This window comes from Bradyrhizobium sp. SZCCHNS1022, assembly GCF_032484835.1.
In the GTDB taxonomy this organism is placed as follows: Bacteria; Pseudomonadota; Alphaproteobacteria; order Rhizobiales; family Xanthobacteraceae; genus Bradyrhizobium.
Genome location: NZ_JAUETT010000001.1, coordinates 2,542,608 through 2,559,284 on the forward strand (window position 1 = coordinate 2,542,608; position 16,677 = coordinate 2,559,284).

Annotated in this window: 14 protein-coding genes; 10 read left to right on the forward strand and 4 right to left on the reverse strand. The window is 65.6% G+C overall.

The window, feature by feature from the left end; genetic code table 11:
* The first annotated feature begins 2 nt into the window (after positions 1 to 2).
* The 4 genes from QX071_RS11495 (at position 3) to QX071_RS11510 (ending at position 4,792) form a co-directional block, all read left to right on the forward strand.
* A complete protein-coding gene (locus tag QX071_RS11495; protein WP_315700703.1) occupies positions 3 to 821 on the forward strand; it encodes an ABC transporter substrate-binding protein in 819 nt (272 codons plus the stop codon).
* Positions 808 to 1,695, forward strand: a complete 888-nt coding sequence (locus QX071_RS11500; protein ID WP_315700702.1) for a polysaccharide deacetylase — start codon at positions 808 to 810, stop codon at positions 1,693 to 1,695. Before QX071_RS11495 ends, QX071_RS11500 begins: the two co-directional genes overlap by 14 nt.
* Positions 1,696 to 1,841: 146 nt before the next feature.
* Positions 1,842 to 3,425 carry an ABC transporter substrate-binding protein gene (locus QX071_RS11505; RefSeq protein WP_315700701.1) on the forward strand — a complete coding sequence of 528 codons (1,584 nt, stop codon included), beginning with the start codon at positions 1,842 to 1,844 and terminating at the stop codon, positions 3,423 to 3,425.
* Positions 3,422 to 4,792, forward strand: coding sequence for an amidohydrolase family protein (locus QX071_RS11510; RefSeq protein WP_315700700.1), 1,371 nt, complete (start codon positions 3,422 to 3,424; stop codon positions 4,790 to 4,792). Before QX071_RS11505 ends, QX071_RS11510 begins: the two co-directional genes overlap by 4 nt.
* 49 nt (positions 4,793 to 4,841) lie before the next feature.
* Here the strand turns inward: QX071_RS11510 and upp are convergent, their stop codons facing one another.
* The 3 genes from upp to QX071_RS11525 form a co-directional block, all read right to left on the reverse strand.
* Positions 4,842 to 5,471, reverse strand: coding sequence for a uracil phosphoribosyltransferase (gene upp, locus QX071_RS11515; RefSeq protein ID WP_315700699.1), 630 nt, complete (start codon positions 5,469 to 5,471; stop codon positions 4,842 to 4,844).
* Between the two features lie 155 nt (positions 5,472 to 5,626).
* Positions 5,627 to 6,850: a URC4/urg3 family protein gene (locus QX071_RS11520; protein ID WP_315700698.1), complete on the reverse strand. Its 1,224-nt coding sequence runs from the start codon at positions 6,848 to 6,850 to the stop codon at positions 5,627 to 5,629.
* A gap of 10 nt (positions 6,851 to 6,860) precedes the next feature.
* Positions 6,861 to 8,117: a GTP cyclohydrolase II gene (locus QX071_RS11525; protein WP_315700697.1), complete on the reverse strand. Its 1,257-nt coding sequence runs from the start codon at positions 8,115 to 8,117 to the stop codon at positions 6,861 to 6,863.
* Positions 8,118 to 8,433: 316 nt separating this feature from the next.
* On the opposite strand from QX071_RS11525, the gene QX071_RS11530 reads away from it, so the two are divergent.
* Positions 8,434 to 9,663 (forward strand): amidohydrolase family protein, encoded by a 1,230-nt coding sequence (locus QX071_RS11530; RefSeq protein ID WP_315700696.1) that lies wholly within the window; start codon positions 8,434 to 8,436, stop codon positions 9,661 to 9,663.
* A gap of 380 nt (positions 9,664 to 10,043) precedes the next feature.
* Positions 10,044 to 10,973, forward strand: coding sequence for an N-carbamoyl-D-amino-acid hydrolase (locus tag QX071_RS11535; protein ID WP_315700695.1), 930 nt, complete (start codon positions 10,044 to 10,046; stop codon positions 10,971 to 10,973).
* A 3-nt stretch (positions 10,974 to 10,976) separates the two neighbouring features.
* Here the strand turns inward: QX071_RS11535 and QX071_RS11540 are convergent, their stop codons facing one another.
* A complete protein-coding gene (locus QX071_RS11540; protein ID WP_315700694.1) occupies positions 10,977 to 11,636 on the reverse strand; it encodes an aspartate/glutamate racemase family protein in 660 nt (219 codons plus the stop codon).
* A 145-nt stretch (positions 11,637 to 11,781) separates the two neighbouring features.
* Between QX071_RS11540 and hydA the strand changes: the two genes are divergently transcribed.
* From hydA to QX071_RS11560, 4 genes are all read left to right on the forward strand, one after another.
* Positions 11,782 to 13,251, forward strand: a complete 1,470-nt coding sequence (gene hydA, locus QX071_RS11545; protein ID WP_315700693.1) for a dihydropyrimidinase — start codon at positions 11,782 to 11,784, stop codon at positions 13,249 to 13,251.
* Positions 13,252 to 13,266: 15 nt separating this feature from the next.
* Entirely contained in the window at positions 13,267 to 14,238 is a 972-nt protein-coding gene (locus QX071_RS11550) for an NAD(P)-dependent oxidoreductase (RefSeq protein ID WP_315700692.1), read from the forward strand.
* A gap of 1 nt (position 14,239) precedes the next feature.
* Positions 14,240 to 15,001, forward strand: coding sequence for an SDR family oxidoreductase (locus QX071_RS11555; protein ID WP_315700691.1), 762 nt, complete (start codon positions 14,240 to 14,242; stop codon positions 14,999 to 15,001).
* A 163-nt stretch (positions 15,002 to 15,164) separates the two neighbouring features.
* Positions 15,165 to 16,613 carry an NAD(P)/FAD-dependent oxidoreductase gene (locus QX071_RS11560; RefSeq protein WP_315703067.1) on the forward strand — a complete coding sequence of 483 codons (1,449 nt, stop codon included), beginning with the start codon at positions 15,165 to 15,167 and terminating at the stop codon, positions 16,611 to 16,613.
* The last annotated feature ends 64 nt before the right edge of the window (positions 16,614 to 16,677 follow it).

A 16,677-nucleotide genomic window follows, 5' to 3' on the forward strand; every position in this document is an offset into this window, starting at 1 on the left:
CGATGCGACTGACTATGTTTGCCCTGACCGCGTTGCTTGGCGCTGTCGTCACCGGCCCGGCGCTGTCGGCAGAGTTGCCGGCCGAGATCAAGCAGAATGGCCTTCGGATCGCGGTGGTGCCGAACTATCCGCCGATGGAATTCAAGGATCCCGCTACATCAACGCTGACCGGATTCGACGTCGACCTCGGCGAGGCGCTGGCCAGGAAGCTCGGCGTCAAGGCGGTCTGGCAGGAGACCAGCTTCGATCAGCTGATGCCGGGACTCGCGACCCAGCGTTTCGATATCATTCTCTCGGGGATGACGGACACCAAGAGCCGGCAGGATTCTGCGACCTTCATCGATTATCTGCGCAGCGGCCCTCGCTTCTTTGTGCAGGCGTCGCGCGGCGACGAGTTCAAGGACGCACAGGCGCTGTGCGGCAAGAAGGTCGGTGCCAGCAGGCGCACAAAGTTTCCCGAAGAGATCGCAGCCTGGAGCGCAAAGAATTGTGGCTCGAGTCCGATCCAATTCGTCGGCACCGAAGGCTCTGCCGATGCGCGCACGCAGCTGCGGCAGGGCCGTATCGACGCCGCGGTGCAGGGCAACGAGACCTTGCCCTACATCATGGACCAGGAGCCGAACGCCTATGTGCCGGTGGGCGAGATGATCGCGATCCAATATACGGGGCTTGCCACGCCGGTAAAGGCCGCGGAGTTGCGCGAGGCACTGCAGGGCGCGCTGGAGGAGCTGATCACCGAGGGCAGCTACAAGGCGTTGTTGGCGAAATGGAAGTTGAGCGGCAACGGGATCGAGAAGGTGGTGATCAATGCTGGACAGTAAGGCGCTTCGAAGCATCCCGCTCATCCCCGCCAACACGGCGCCGGCGGCCCCGGACTATCCCTGGCCGAAGCCGTTCACCTCGGCGATGTTCCTGTCGTTCGATGTCGATGCCGAGGCCGCCTGGACCTCGAAGGACCCGGCGCACGCGGCGCGGTTGGTCACGATGAGTTATGGCGGCTACGAGGCGCGGGTCGGCACGCCGAAGCTCCTGGAACTGCTCGGCGAGCTCGATCTGAAGGCGACCTTCTTCGTCACCGGCTGGTCGGTCGACGCACACCCGGCGATGGCGGAAGCCATCCTCAAGGCCGGCCACGAGATCGGCCATCACGGCTATCATCATCTGCTGCCGGATCCCGGCGATCCCTACCTCGAAGAGGAATTGGAGAAGGGGTTCGAGGCGATCAAGCGACGGCTCGGTGTCACACCGATCGGCTATCGCGCGCCGTTCGGGGAATTCACGGAAGAGCTGCGCGTCGCACTGATGCGCCATGGCATCGTCTACACGTCCTCGTTCCGCGATGATGTCAGGCCGTACCGCCATCGCCTCGCCGACGGCAGGCCCGGTACGATCGAAATTCCGGTCACCGCAAGCTATGACGACTGGATGCACGGGCTCTCGGCGCGGTTCTCGCCGCGCTCGATCTTCCCGAAGGAGCACGTGCTCTCGATGTGGAAGGACGAACTCGACGAGGTCAGGGAGTGGGGCGCGATGGTCACGACCGTGCTGCATCCGCAGGTCTCCGGCCGTCCGATGCGCTTCCGGCTGCTGCGCGAATTCCTCAGCTACGCCAAGTCCTGCAAGGACGTCTGGATCACGACGGGGGCTGAGATCGCGGCGAATTACCGGCACCACGAGGCGGCCGGGCAGCGGTAGTTCCTCATGGTGAGGAGGTGCGTTAGCGCCGTCTCGAACCATGAGGGCGATGTCGGACCTCATTCCTTCGAGACGCTTGCTTACGCAAGCCCCTCAGGATGAGGGGAAGAAGTCGTTTTCGATGTAGCGGTGTCAAAAGGATGTCCATGCGCATTTCCCGCCGTTCGCTGCTTGGCGCTGCCGCCACGCTTCCCGCGCTGTCGATGCCGGGACTCGTTCGCGCCGAGGCGCAGACCACCTTGCGCTTCATTCCGGTGATCGATCTCGCCTTCCTCGATCCGATCTTCTCGACAGCGCAGGTCACGCGCAATCACGGCTTCATGGTCTACGACACGCTCTATGGCATGGATGCCGCGCTCGACGTGTCGCCGCAGATGGTGGCCGGTCATGCCGTCTCCAACGACGGCAAGCAGTGGGATCTGACCTTGCGCGAGGGCTTGGTCTGGCATGACGGCGAGAAGGTGCTGGCGCGCGACTGCGTCGCCAGCATCAAGCGCTGGGCCGCGCGCGATGGCTTCGGCGCCGAGCTGATCGCGGCGACGGATGAGCTCTCCGCGTTCGACGACAAGACCATCCGCTTCCGGCTGAAGCGGCCGTTTCCGCTGTTGCCGCAGGTGCTCGGCAAAGCCGCGGTACAGCCAGCCTTCATGATGCCCGAACGCCTCGCGAGCCAGGACCCGATGAAGCCGCTCACCGAGGTGGTCGGCAGCGGGCCGTTCCGCTTCGTGAGGGACGAGCGCGTGCAGGGCATCCGCAACGTCTACGCCAAATTCGAGCACTATCGGCCGCGCAGCGACGGCAAGCCGAATTGGACCGCCGGTCCGAAGATCGTGCACTACGACCGCGTGGTGTGGTCGACGATGCCCGATGCCGGCACCGCAGCCGCGGCTTTGCGCACCGGCGAACAGGACTGGCAGGAGACGACCCCACACGATCTTCTTCCGGTGCTGAAGGCCGAGGAGGACATCGTTGTCCGCGTCCTCGATCCGCGCGGCTATGCCTGCATGATGCGTGTCAACCACTTGCATCCGCCGTTCAACAATCCGGCGATCCGCCGCGCGCTGTTGGGGGCGATCGATCAGGCCGCCTTCATGACCGCGGTCGCCGGCAGCGATCCTGCCTATCAGTCCACGCCGATCGGCTTCTTCGCGCCTGGCACCTCGATGGCGAGCGACATCGGCCTCGATGTGTTCCGCGGCCCGCGTAGCATGGAGAAGGTGAAAGCGGACCTGAAGGCCGCCGGCTACGGTGGCGAGAAGGTCGTGCTGCTGGTGCCCGCGAATTCGCAGGCGCAGCGGCCGCTCGGCGAGGTGGCGGCCGACATGATGCGGCGCGCCGGCATGAATGTGGAGTATGTCGCGCTGGATTTCGCTGCCGTCTTGCAGCGCCAGCTGAAGAAGGATCCGATCGAGCAGGGCGGCTGGAGTGCCGCGGTCGGCAATTGGCAGGGCATCGACTGGCTCAATCCGGCCGGGAACACCAATCTGCGCGGCGAGGGCGCGGTGGCCGGCTGGTACAGAAGCGAGAAGATGGGCGCGCTGCGTAGCCAGTGGCTGGCGGCGCCCGATCTTGCCGAGCAGCAGCGCATCTGCCGCGAGATCCAGGCGCTGGCATTCGAGGAGATCCCGTATTATCCGATCGGTCTCTACAAGCAGCCGACGGCGTATCGCAAGAGCATCACCGGCATCCTCGACGGCACCGCGGTGTTCTGGAATGTGAGGCCCGCATGAGCACGGCGATCTTCGGCAGCTATATGCTGACGCGCGACGCGGGCGCGCAGAAGGTGCTGCGCGACCATTGGGTGCTGATCGAGGGCAGGCGTGTCGCGGCGATCACGCCAGACAAGCCGGCCGCCGATGAGGTGTTCGACCGCCCTGGCCGCTTCGTGCTGCCGGGTCTGTTGAATCTGCACAACCATATTTTCAGCGAGGCGATCGCGCGGACCTTGACCGAGGATGGCAACGGCCGACGCAACAACAAGAGCATCGTCTATACCGTGCTGCTGCCGCTTTCCAAGCGCGGCGCCGAGATCCTCTCGGCTGAGGAACGGCGCGCGGTCGGACGTATGGGCATGCTGCAACTGTTGAAAGGCGGGGCGACCACGGTGATGGAGCCGTCGCGCAACACGATCCCCGAGCTGTTCGATGCGGCAGAGGAGATGGGGATCCGGTTCTATGGTGCGCCCTATCTGTTCTCGACCGGCGATGCCAAGGCCGGCGCCGACGGTATCGTGCATTATGCCGGCGACGACGGCGAGGCCGACATGGCGACCTGGAACGCGCTGTATCAGCGCTGGCATGGGCAGGCGCAGGGTCGCATTCGCCTGGCGATGAGCCCGCACGCGACCGACACCTGCGGCCCCGATCTGCTGCGCGCCGCGGCGGCGCGTGCGCGCGAACTGAATGTGCCGATCACGATCCATATGGCGCAGAGTCAGGGTGAAGTCGCCACCATTGCCGCGCGCTATGATGGCCGCACCCCGGCGGAATATCTGGATTGGCTCGGCGTGCTCGGCGACGACCTGCTCGCCGCGCACTGCCACGCCTCGACGGATGCGGACCTTGCGCTGATGGCGGCGCGCGGCACCGGCGTCCTGAACTGTCCGCGCGTGTTCGCGCGCGCCGGGGTCACTGCCGCCTTTGGCCGCTTCGCCGCCCATGGCGTGCGTACCGCCATCGGCACCGACGGCTACAACATGGACCTGCTCGGTGAGCTCAACGCGGCGTCGCTGATCTCCAAGGTTGCGCTGGGCAACGCGGAGACCGCGAGCGCACCGGAACTGATCGATGCGGTCACTGCGACCGCCGCCGCCATGATCAGGCGCGACGATCTTGGCGTGATCGCGCCGGGCGCCACTGCCGATCTCACCGTCGTTGACATGACGCATCCGCATCTCCAGCCATTGCACGATCCCCGCCGCGGCCTGATCGCGCTCGCCAACCGCGCCAACATCGATCAGGTCATGGTCGACGGCCAGTTGCTGATCCACGACGGTCGTTATCTGCATGGCGATGAGGCGGCCATCACTTCGGCCGGAGCTGCTGCGATCGAGAAAATCTGGGCGCTGCCGGAAGCGCAGGCGGCGTTCGCGGGATAAATTCGGGCCGCGGAGCGATACGTCTCGACATCCAGAGATGCCGGCCGTCTCACCGCGTGCCGTAGGCCCGGTCGCCGGCATCGCCGAGGCCGGGCACGATGAAGGCGTTGTCGTCGAGGCCGTCGTCGATCGCAGCGGTCCATAGCGGCACGTCCGGGTGCAGGCCGCGCACCCGCTCGACACCTTCGGGCGCTGCGATCATGCAGACCATGCGGATGTCCTTGGCGCCGCGTTCCTTCAGCCGATCGATGGCGGCGACCGCTGAATTGCCGGTTGCGAGCACCGGCGAGACCACGACGGCCAGCCGCTCGCCGAGGTCAGACGGCGCCTTGAAGAAATATTCGACCGCGACGAAGGTCTGCGGCTCGCGATAGAGCCCGATATGGGCGACGCGCGCCGTCGGCACCAGATCGAGCATGCCGTCGACGAAGGTGACCCCGGCGCGCAGCACCGGCACGAAGACGAGTTTCTTCCCGGCGATCTTGGCCGATTGCATGCGCGCCAGCGGCGTCTCGACTTCGACCTCGGTGAGCGGCAGGTCGCGCGTCACCTCGTAGCAGAGGAGCATGCCGATCTCCTTCAACAACTCGCGGAATGACTTGGTCGAGATCGACTTGTCGCGGATCAGCGTCAGCTTGTGCTGGACCAGCGGATGATCGACGACCGTGACGCCCTGCATCAGTTATCTCCTATGCTCACCAACGTCGTCATTGCGAGGAGCGAGGCGACGAAGCAATCCAGGCTTCCTTCTTGGCGCTGGATTGCTTCCGCCTTCGCCCGTTGGGCTTCGGCGGACACGTCGCTTCGCTCACAATGATGTGTTCCGCGATCACGCTAGAACACCGTGCCGTCACTGATCACCTTGAGCGGCGGCGAACCGTCGGGGCGACACTCGAAGGCGAGCTTGCGTCCTGCGGCCCAGCTGCCGCCTTCGAGAATCTTGGCGAGTGGCAGGCTCTCGGCATCTTGCCCCATGCGCTGTCGGATGACGATTGCAAGCCGGTCGAGCAGGGCGACGGTAAGCGCTCGCCACTCGACCACCAGCGCGGAGTCGACCGCATGTGCGCGCGTCGCGTCGTTCCCGTCGCGCAATACCAGCACGCCGCCGTCAACGAACAGTCCGCCGTTGCGATATTCGGCGAGCCCGGTGAGGCCGTCGATGTCGGTCACGGTGAAGCCCGCGCGCTGCAGCGGCTCAATCAGCGAATAGGTCAACCATTGCGACAGCTTGTGCAGCGGCACCAACTCGCTCGTCCTATTCTCGGTTTTGAGCGCTGGATGGCGCCAACAATCGCCGAGCGCGACGCCATCGAGCGTGATGCGCGACGGCCAGATCGGTCCGAGCTGAACCAGCACCTCGGCGAGGATCGCGGGCGCGGCGATGCGGCCGCTCTCCGCGCGCGCGGCGAGATGGTCGAACAAGCCGCCGGGCCGGGCGCTGTCTTTCCTCGCGAAGACGTCGGGCTTGCCGCCGATCAGGCCGCCGAGCCGGCGTAACAGGTCGGTCCGTCCTTCAAGTCCGAGCAGCGAATTCTCGGCACTGACCTGGAAGCCGCGTTCGAGATCCGCGACGGTGATCTGCGCAAGCCTTGAAGCGTCGGCGCGCAGGGGTGCTGTGACCTGATCCGAGAATGCGCCGTGCGCGAACATGTCGAGGCTGGCGAGCGCCAGTCCCTCGGACCGGCCGACGCGGGTGCCGCTCACCGCATCATGATAGCGCCATGCGGCGCCGGCGCCGGCATCGAGCAGTACGCTGACGATGGCGAGATCGAATTCCGCCCGCGCCCGCGCCGCCGCATCGGGCCAGCTCACCTTGTCGGCGACCGCTGCCCAGCGATCCTGGCCTGCGATCACGAAATGCCGCCAGCGCGAATGGAACGGCACGTCGCCGCTCGGATAGGCCTTGTGGGTCACCGCGAGCACAAGCTCCGCGACCGCATCGAGCCTGGTCAGATCGATACGGAAATGCGGCAGCTTGTCCTCAAGGCCGAGAGCAAGCAGCCGGTGCGCCCGCTCGCGCACCGCCCGGGCCGACAAGAGGGAGGAGGCATCGACCATCTTGGTTTGCTCAGTACTTCTCGAGTGGGCGCCCGACCGTATCTCCGAGCTCCTGCGGCTTCTGTGGTTCGAGCGAAAAATAGCCCGCCGCCTTCTTGGCCGCGATCTCGACATGGGCGTCGGCCGGAATCAGTTCGTCCGGGATCGGCACGCGTTCGACGATCTCGACGCCCTGGCCCGTCAATGCATCATGCTTCATGTCGCTCATCGAGATGAAGCGGTCGATACGCGTGATGCCGAGCCAGTGGATCACGTCGGGCATCAGTTGCTGGAAGCGCGCATCCTGCACGCCGGCGACGCATTCGGTGCGCTCGAAATAGGCGGCCGCGGCATCGCCATCCTCCTGGCGCTTGCGCGCATTGTAGACCAGGAACTTGGTGACCTCGCCGAGCGCGCGGCCTTCCTTGCGGTTATAGACGATGATGCCGAGACCGCCGGTCTGGCCGGCGCGCACGCATTCCTCGATGCCGTGAATGAGATAGGGGCGGCAGGTGCAGATATCCGAGCCGAATACGTCGGAGCCGTTGCATTCGTCGTGGACGCGGCAGGTGATCCTGGTCTTGCCATCGTTCAGCTTGTCGACATCGCCGAACAGATACACGGTGGTGCCGCCGATCGGCGGCAGGAATACCTGCAGGTCCGGCCGCGTCACCAGCTCCGGATACATGCCGCCGGTCTGCTCGAACAGGCCGCGGCGCAGATTGGTCTCGCTGGTGCCGAACCGCGCTGCGACGCCGGGTAGGTACCACACCGGATCGATCGCGATCTTCACCACGGAGACGCTGCCGTTGGCGTGCACGACATCGCCGTCTGTCGTGATGCGTTTTGCCGCCAGCGCTGCGTGAAGCTCCGGCAGGTCGAGCCGCGCCTTGGTCACCGCGATCGTCGGCCTGATATCGATGCCTTCGGCGATCTCGGCGCCGAAATTCTCCGCGACCAGATGCCCCCATGGATCGAGCGCGACGATCTTGGCGGGATCGCGCCATTGCGCGAACGGCCCGATGCTCGCGGCCGGATGGGTGTTGGTGAGGTCGGGGCGGCGGATCGGATCGAGTGCGCCGGAGGAGACCGCGAGCGCCCGATAGACCGTGTAGGAGCCGCCATGGCTGCCGATCACGTTGCGGTCCTGCGGACGCGAGACGGTGCCGATGATTGGCCCGCGTTCGCGCGCGCTCGGGGCGCCCCATTGGAGTGGGAAATTGTGCTTGGCGCCCGGAACCGGATGCGAGGTCAGGCGGATATGGTCAGTGCGGTTGGAGCGCGTCATCTCAGAGTAACCCCATCAGAGCCACCCCCAAAACGGCAACGGCCCGCCGAGATGACGGGCCTGACCGAAAAGAGCTGTTAGTTTCCATGCATCAATATAGCATGTTCCCGGCCCAAAACAAGGGTTCCGGGATGCTGCTCCTGCGAACGCCGCGAGCGCCTTGTTTGTAGGCAAATGGTTACGTGGATGCCGACAGTTCGTTTCATCATGTTGACACATCCGCTTTCGCGATACGCTTTCCAGCTGGCGGTGGCACGGCCCTTGCCTTTGGTGGGCTCTGCGGCCAGCAGGGGCCGCACCCTCGGGGAATGACGTGTTGGACCTGATCATTCGCAATGCTTCGCTGTGGTGCGAGGGCGAGACCCGCTGCACTGACATCGGCATCGGCGATGGCAAGATCGTCGCGATCGAAGCGGCGCTGCAGGCCGGCGCGCGCGAGCGTGACGCCGAAACCTGCCTCGTCGTGCCCGGCCTGATCGAGACGCACATCCATCTCGACAAGACCTGCATTCTCGACCGCTGCCGGATTGCGGAAGGCACCGTCGCCGAAGCCGTGCGCGAGACCGCCGCGGCCAAGCGCAACTTCACCACCGAGGATGTCTACGCCAGGGCGAAGCAGACGGTCGAGCGCTGCATCAGTCATGGCACGATGCGCATGCGCACCCATGTCGAGCTCGATCCCGGCATCGGCATGATCAGCTATGATGCCATCGAGCAGCTCAAGCGCGATTACGCCTGGGCCATGGATATCGAGCTCTGCGTCTTCCCGCAGGAAGGGCTGACGAATTATCCGGGGACCGAGGAGCTGCTGATCGAAGGGCTGCGGCGCGGCGCGCGCACGCTCGGAGCCGCACCGTATTTCGACACCGATCCCGCGGCGCAGATCGATCGCATCTTCGCCATCGCCCGCGAGTTCGATGTCGACATCGACATGCATCTCGATCTCGCCGAGACGCTCGACCGCATGCAGATCGAATATGTCTGCCGCAAGACCGAAGAGTATGGCTGGGGTGGGCGCGTTGCGGTCGGCCATGTCACGCAGCTGTCGCTGCTGCCGCCGGAGCGCTTCAACGCGATCGCGATGCAGCTCGCCAATGCCGGCGTCGCCGTCACCGTGCTGCCGTCGACCGATCTGCACCTGATGGGACGACGGCAGGATCATGCGATTCCCCGCGGCGTGGTGCCGCTCGAGCCGCTCCGCGCCGCCGGCGTCACCTGCTCGATCTCGACCAACAATGTGCTGAATCCGTTCACGCCTTACGGCGACGGCTCGCTCATCCGCATGGCCAACCTCTATGCCAATGTCTGCCATGTCTCGCGTCCCGATCATCTCGCCGGCTGCCTCGACATGATCACAAGCGATGCCGCGCGGCTGATGCGGCTTGGCGACTACGGCGTCAAGCTCGGCGCGCCGGCCGATCTCGTCTGCATCGACGCGCGCAGCCCGACCGAGGCGATCGCAACGCTTGCGCAGCCGCTGTGGGGATTGAAGCGCGGCCGGCCCTCGTTCACGCGCCCGCGGCCGATGCTGCATGGACCGGGGTGATGCGGGCGGGCGACGATGAGATGATTGCTCGTCATTCACCGTCATTGCGAGGAGCGCAGCGACGAGGCAATCCAGAATCCCCGTGCAGCCCTGGATTGCTTCGCTTCGCTCGCAATGACGGATACCGAAGCGTAGGGTGGGCAAAGGCGCGTTGCAACGATGTCTCGACATTCGCAAGTGGACGAAGCGCCGTGCCCACCGTCGGGCGCCGCGCGATATCGCGGTGGGCACGCTTCCGCCGACGCCCTTCGGGCTATGGCGGACAAGTCGCTTTGCCCACCCTACGACGTCAGGTGTCATCGCGAGCGCGGCGATCCGGACTCTCTCCTCGTCTGGATCGCTCGTAATGACGTTGGAGTTTTCGACCAAGGAGTGACACCATGCGCGTGATCAATGTTGCCGCCGCCCAGATGGGGCCGATCCAGAGGGCCGACAGCCGCGAGGTCGTGGTCGCGCGGATGATCGCGCTGATGGACGAGGCCAAAGCCAAAGGCGCCGATCTCATCGTCTATCCGGAGTTGGCGCTGACCACCTTTTTTCCGCGCTGGTATATGGAGGATCAGGCCGAGGTCGACACCTGGTTCGAGCGCGCGATGCCGAATGCGGCCGTGCAGCCGCTGTTCGATCGCGCCAGGCAGCACCGGATGGCGATGAACTTCGGCTATGCCGAGCTGACGCCGGACGGCCATCACTACAACACGGCGATCCTGACCGATCGCGACAGCAACATCGTCGGCAAATATCGCAAGGTGCATCTGCCGGGTCACGAGGAGTACGATCCGACGCGCAGCCACCAGCATCTGGAGAAGCGCTATTTCGAGCCCGGCGATCTCGGCTTTCCGGTGTGGCGCAATCTCGGCGGCATCATCGGCATGGCGGTGTGCAACGACCGCCGCTGGCCCGAGACCTATCGCGTAATGGGCCTGCAGGGCGTCGAGATGGTGCTGATTGGTTACAACACGCCGTCGGTCAACTCGCAGAAGAATGCCGAGGGACCGGAACAGCGGCTGTTCCATAATCGTCTCTCGGTGCAATCAGGCGCGTATCAGAACTCCTGCTGGGTGGTCGCGGTCGCCAAAGCCGGCGTGGAGGACGGTCATCCGCTGATCGGCGGCAGTCTGATTGTCGATCCGGACGGCGGGATCGTCGCTGAAGCGACGACCGAAGGCGATGAGGTGCTGGTCGCGCGTTGCGATCTCGACGCGACCAAGTTCGGCAAGGAGACGATCTTCGATTTTGCCAGCCACCGCCGCATCGAGCATTACGGCCTGATCACCAGCCGCACCGGTGCGATTCCCCCGGAGGAGTGAAGATCAGTGCGCGAACGCCACCGCGCCGAGCGCCATGGTGACAGCCGCCTGAGTCGGGTCGATCACGGGAATGCCGAGCGCATCTTCCAGGCCCTTGCGATGGCGCGCCATGCCGGCGCAGCCCATCACGATCGCGCCGGCGCCATCCTGCTCCTTCAGCGCGCGGCCGACCGCGATCATCCTGGCCAGCGTGCCTTCGCCAGAAGCGGTCTCGGCCACCGTCATGTCGAGCGGCCGCTCGGCGGCGAGCCGGTCCATCAGCCCCATCTGGCGGAGATAGCGTAGATGTCGCCGGATCGAGCGCTGGGCGATCGCGATCACGCCAAGACTGTCGGCGCGGGTCAGTGCGGTCAGCACGCCGCATTCGGCGATGCCGAGCACCGGCCGCGCCGTCGCCTCGCGGCAGACATGCAGGCCGGGATCGCTGTAGCAGGCGATCACGAAGGCGCTCGACGCGTTGTCGGTTTCGACGAACCGCCGCAGCGGCATGGTCACGCTGTCGGCGTCCTTCTGGCTTTCGATTCCGTACGGGCCTTCCTTCAGGGTCTCGCAGACGATCTCCGGTCCGTCGGCAAACATCAGCGGCTTCAGTGCCTCGGCGAGGCCGTCGGTGACTATCTGATTGGAGTTCGGATTGATCACCGTGATGCGCGGGCGGGACATGGGAGCTTCCTGCTTGAGACGTGTTGACGCAGCGTGAAACGCAATCACTATGCCACGTGGCGCATGCGATCGTCATGCGCCGGGCGCAACGGCGCGCCGCGACATCAGCGGTGTTCCATTGGGCAGAACTGATAAGGGGACCGCCATGACCGAGCCAGCCTATGAGTTGATGATCCGGGGAGGGCGCGTCGCCACGACGACCGACATATTCGAGGCCGACGTCGCCATTGCGGGCGAGAGCATCGTCGCGATCGGCCGTGGCCTTGGTCCGGCCAAGTGCGAGATCGATGCGCGGGGCAAGTTGGTATTGCCTGGCGGAGTCGACAGCCATTGCCATATCGAGCAGCTATCGGCAGCCGGCATCGTCAACGCCGATACGTTCGAGAGCGCGACCACTTCGGCCGCCTTTGGCGGCACGACCTCGGTGATCTCCTTTGCCGCCCAGCATATCGGCATGAAACTGCCGCAGGTGTTGGAGGAGTATCATGCGCTCGCGCGCAAAGGTGCCGTGATCGACTACGCCTTCCACATGATCGTCGCGGACCCGACCAAGGAGACGCTGGAGCACGATCTGCCCGCGCTGATCAAGCTGGGGCACGGTTCGATCAAGATCTTCATGACCTATGATCTCCTGAAGATCGACGATGAGCCGTTGCTCGATATTTTGGTTGCGGCGCGCGAGGGCGGCGCGATGCTGTGCGCGCATGCCGAGAACCACGGCATCATCTCGTGGATGGTGAAGCGGCTGCTGGCGCGCGGCTATACCCATCCGAAATACCACGCCATCAGCCACGCGCGCTTCTCCGAAGCGGAAGCTTTCAACCGCCTGATCGGGATGGCTGCGCTGATCGACCAGCCGATCATGATCTTCCACGTCTCGACCGCCGAGGGCGCCAAGGTCATCCGCGACGCGCGCGGCCAGGGGCTGAAGGTGTTCGCCGAGACCTGCCCGCAATACCTGTTCCTCACGGCCGATGATCTCGACAAGCCCGGCGTCGAGGGCGCGAAATGGATGTGCAGCCCGCCGCCGCGCCGCGCCTCCGACCAAGATGCGCTGTGGCAGGCGCTCTCGCTCGGCGACCTGCAGACCATCTCTTCCGACCATGCGCCCTATCGCTTCGATGAGACCGGCAAGCTGCGCGCCGGCCCCAACCCGAACTTCAAGCAGATCGCCAACGGCCTGCCGGGGCTGGAGCTGCGGCTGCCGCTGCTGTTCGACGCGATGGTGTCGAAGGGCCGGCTCGGCCTCAACAAGTTCGTCGAGCTGACCGCGACGGCGCCGGCCAAGATCTACAATCTGCATCCGAAGAAAGGCGCGATCGCGATCGGCGCCGACGCCGACATCGCGATCTGGGATCCGGAGAAGCGTGTCACGATCAGCGACGCGATGATGCACGATCGCGCCGGCTACACGCCGTTCGCCGGCCGCTCCGTGCAGGGCTGGCCGGTGACGGTGCTGTCGCGCGGCCGCGTCATCGTCGAGGACGGCAAGTTGTCGGCGCAGGCCGGCTCAGGCCGCTTCCTGGCCCGCAGCGGCGGCGAGGCAGCGAAGCCGACCGGACGCCTGGTGGCAGACATGGACCCCGAGCAGAATTTTGGCGCGCGGCTGCTGTAGGCTGGACGGAGCGCCATGCACGTCCTGATCTTCGGCGGGTGCGGCTTTGTCGGACTCAATGTCGCGCAAGCGCTGCTCGCGCGCGGCCATCAGGTGACCTTGTTCGACCACGCCGATCTGCCGAACGCCGCGCAGCGTGCCTTTGCGGTCTATGGCAAACAGCTTTGCGTGCTGCAGGGGGATGTAACCAATCATCAGGCCGTTGCCGCCGCGATCGCATCTGGTTGCGATACCCTGGTGCTGGGCGCGGCGATCACGGCCGGTGTCGAGCGCGACGCGGCCGAGCCGGAGCGTATTCTTGCGGTCAACCTGCTGGCGCAGGTGCCCATGCTGCAGGCCGCGCGCCGCGCCAACGTGAAGCGTGTCATCAACCTGTCCTCCGCCGCAGCCTATGGCGCCAGCGGACAGCGCTTTCAGTTCCTGGATGAGACAACGCCTTGCGATCCGGTGTCATTGTATTCCATCACCAAGTTCGCCTCCGAACGCGTCGCCGCGCGCCTGGGCGATCTCTGGCAGACCGATGTGATCAGCGTGCGGCTATCAGCCGTGTTCGGGCCGTTCGAGCGCGCAGGTGGCGTGCGCGATACGCCATCGCCGCAGGCCCTGATCCTCGGTTGCCTTGCGCGTGGCGAGCCGGCGCTCTTGAGCGACGCTGGCGCAAGGGACTGGGTCTATGCGCTCGATGTCGCGGACGCGATTGCGCTGCTGCTGGAGGCGGCTAAGCCGCAGTACACGCTCTACAACATCTCCAGCGGCGTAACCTATACCGTGGAAGCGTGGGGCGACCGCTTTGCTGACCTGCGGCCGGGCTTCGTCTGCCGGCTGGCTGAACAAGGCGAGAGGCCCACAATCGCCGTGCATGGGCCGGCGCGTGCGCCGTTGTCGACGGCGCGACTGGCTGATGAGTTCGGCTGGCGTGCCCAATTCAGCTGCCAGGACTCGGCGGCGCATCTGAGCCGCTGGTTCGATGAGTACCTTGGAGCATAGCATGAGACTCGCGGGAAGGACCGTCATCATCACCGGCGGCGGCTCGGGCATCGGCCGCGCCAGCGCGGTCGCGTTCACGCGCGAGGGCGCCTTCGTTGCCCTTGTGGACCGCGACGCGGCAGGCGCTGAGGCAACGCTGGCGCAGCTGCAGGAGGCTGGCGGCGAGGGCAGCATTCATATCGGCGACGTCGGCGAAATCGATTTCGCCACGACGACGGTCGAAAGCGTGGCCGCAGGCCGCGGCCGGCTCGATGTGCTGCTGTGTGCGGCTGGCTTCTCCTGCGGCGGCACCATCGTCACGACCGCCCCTGCGGATTGGGATGCGGTGTTCCGCGCCAATGTCGGCGGCACCTGGTTGTGGGCCAAGGCCGCGGTGCCGGTCATGCAGCGCCAGCAGAAGGGGGCGATCATCACGCTGGCCTCGCAGCTGGCGATTGCCGGCGGCAAAGGCAACAGCGCCTATATCGCCGCCAAGGGCGCGATCATCAGCCTGACCCGCACCATGGCGGTCGATTTCGCGACCGACGGCATTCGCGTCAATGCGATCGCCCCGGGAGCTATCGATACGCCGATGCTTCGCCGCAGCTTCGCGCGCCATGCCGATCCGGACGTCGTGCGCGACGCCTCGCGCCAGCGCCACGCGATGAAGCGCTTCGGTGAGGCCGAGGAGGTCGCTTCCGCCGTGCTTTACCTCGCCAGCGATGAAGCCTCTTTCGTGACCGGCGTGGTGCTGCCGGTCGATGGCGGCTGGCTCGTGGCCTGAGGCTTCGGTCTATAAGTCCGGTGAATAGTCCCCAGCAAATTGAGATTTCTGCCGCTGAAGATGCTTTGCTAGGCTGCGCCGGCCGGATCAGGAATGCATGGAGCGGGCGTGGGCGAGATCGATCGTGTCGGGCGCGACACTGCAACGCGTCCCGGTGCGCGCCATGAATGACGGGCTCGCCGCGCTTGCCGCTCAGGTCCGGCGCGATCTCGACAGGATCGCCCACCCCAAGATGCCTTGGCTGAAGCCGGTGCCTGGTCCCGACGGTCGCCCCGCGCTGGACGTGCTGATCGTTGGCGGCGGCCAGTCGGGCCTTGCGACGGCCTTCGGGCTCATGCGCTCGCAGGTCACCAACATCATGGTGCTGGACAAAGCGGAGCAGGGGCGCGAGGGGCCGTGGCTGACCTATGCGCGTATGCCGCGCCTGCGCTCGCCCAAAGATTTTACCGGTCCGGATCTCGACATTCCCAGCCTCACCTATCAGTCCTGGCACGAGGCGAAATTCGGCGAACAGAGCTGGCGCGATCTTGATCTCATTCCGCGCGAATATTGGGCAGAGTATCTCGCGTGGTATCGGAGCGTGCTCGACCTTCCGGTGCGCAACGGCTGCGAGGCGATCGATATCGCACCCGCCGCCAATGGCTTGTTGCAGGCGAGCGTTCGGAGCCGCGCCGGCGAAGAGGCGCTCTATGCGCGCAAGATTGTGCTTGCCACCGGCCAGGAGGGGATGGGCGATTGGAGCATTCCGGCGCCGTTGCGCCATCTGCCTGCTACGCGCTGCGTCCACTCCGCTACCGCGATCGATTTCGAGACGCTGCGCGGCAAACGTGTTGCCGTCATCGGCGCCGGCGCCTCGGCCTTCGACAATGCGGCGACGGCACTGGAAGCAGGCGCAGAGCGCGTCGATCTGCTCTGCCGCCGCGCCGAGATCCAGCTGGTGCAGCCCTATCGCTGGCTGACCTTCCGCGGATTCTTGCGGCACTTCTCCGAGCTCGACGATGTCTGGCGCTGGCGTTTCATGCGGGCAGTCCTGGAGCTGCGCGAGGGCTTTCCGCAGCACACCTACGACCGCTGCGCGCGCCATGCGGCCTTCCGTCTGCATGAGGGAGTGCCGGTCGAGGCAGCACGGGAGACGCCCGACGGCGTCGTGTTGCAAACGCCGCGCGGCGAGATCGTTTGTGATTTCGTCGTCAGCGCGACCGGCATCGCGACGGATTTCGCCGGCCGTGCCGAGCTGAAGCGCTTCGCGCACAACATCGCGCGCTGGGGCGACCGCTACACGCCGCCGGCCGAAGAGCGCAACGCGAGGCTTGGCGCATTCCCCTATCTCGCCGACGACTACGCGCTGTGCGAGCGAACGTTCGGGGAAACGCCGTGGATCGCCAACATCCACGTGTTCGCGATCGCCTCCACCATGAGCTTTGGCGCGTCCGGCTCGTCGATCAACGCGATGACGACGGCGGTGCCGAAGCTGGTGCATGGGCTGACGCGGGGGCTGTTCCGCGCTGACCTCGACAAGCACTGGGCGGCATTCCAGGCCTATGACGTTCCCCAGGCGGCGGTGCGGCGCGAGCCGACGAGTGGATCTTCGAAGTGTCCTGCTGGCACATGATTTGCTGCTTTTCGGACTCTCGCAGACCGAGACACGGCCGGGCCGTTGGGCCCAGACAGATGAG

Excerpts from the sequence above, each read along its gene's own strand:
- QX071_RS11495 (WP_315700703.1), top strand. The coding sequence starts at position 3 with ATGCGACTGACTATGTTTGCCCTGACCGCGTTGCTTGGCGCTGTCGTC.
- QX071_RS11500 (WP_315700702.1), top strand. The coding sequence starts at position 808 with ATGCTGGACAGTAAGGCGCTTCGAAGCATCCCGCTCATCCCCGCCAAC.
- QX071_RS11505 (WP_315700701.1), top strand. The coding sequence starts at position 1,842 with ATGCGCATTTCCCGCCGTTCGCTGCTTGGCGCTGCCGCCACGCTTCCC.
- QX071_RS11510 (WP_315700700.1), top strand. The coding sequence starts at position 3,422 with ATGAGCACGGCGATCTTCGGCAGCTATATGCTGACGCGCGACGCGGGC.
- upp (WP_315700699.1), bottom strand. The coding sequence starts at position 5,471 with ATGCAGGGCGTCACGGTCGTCGATCATCCGCTGGTCCAGCACAAGCTG.
- QX071_RS11520 (WP_315700698.1), bottom strand. The coding sequence starts at position 6,850 with ATGGTCGATGCCTCCTCCCTCTTGTCGGCCCGGGCGGTGCGCGAGCGG.
- QX071_RS11525 (WP_315700697.1), bottom strand. The coding sequence starts at position 8,117 with ATGACGCGCTCCAACCGCACTGACCATATCCGCCTGACCTCGCATCCG.
- QX071_RS11535 (WP_315700695.1), top strand. The coding sequence starts at position 10,044 with ATGCGCGTGATCAATGTTGCCGCCGCCCAGATGGGGCCGATCCAGAGG.
- QX071_RS11540 (WP_315700694.1), bottom strand. The coding sequence starts at position 11,636 with ATGTCCCGCCCGCGCATCACGGTGATCAATCCGAACTCCAATCAGATA.
- hydA (WP_315700693.1), top strand. The coding sequence starts at position 11,782 with ATGACCGAGCCAGCCTATGAGTTGATGATCCGGGGAGGGCGCGTCGCC.
- QX071_RS11550 (WP_315700692.1), top strand. The coding sequence starts at position 13,267 with ATGCACGTCCTGATCTTCGGCGGGTGCGGCTTTGTCGGACTCAATGTC.
- QX071_RS11555 (WP_315700691.1), top strand. The coding sequence starts at position 14,240 with ATGAGACTCGCGGGAAGGACCGTCATCATCACCGGCGGCGGCTCGGGC.
- QX071_RS11560 (WP_315703067.1), top strand. The coding sequence starts at position 15,165 with ATGAATGACGGGCTCGCCGCGCTTGCCGCTCAGGTCCGGCGCGATCTC.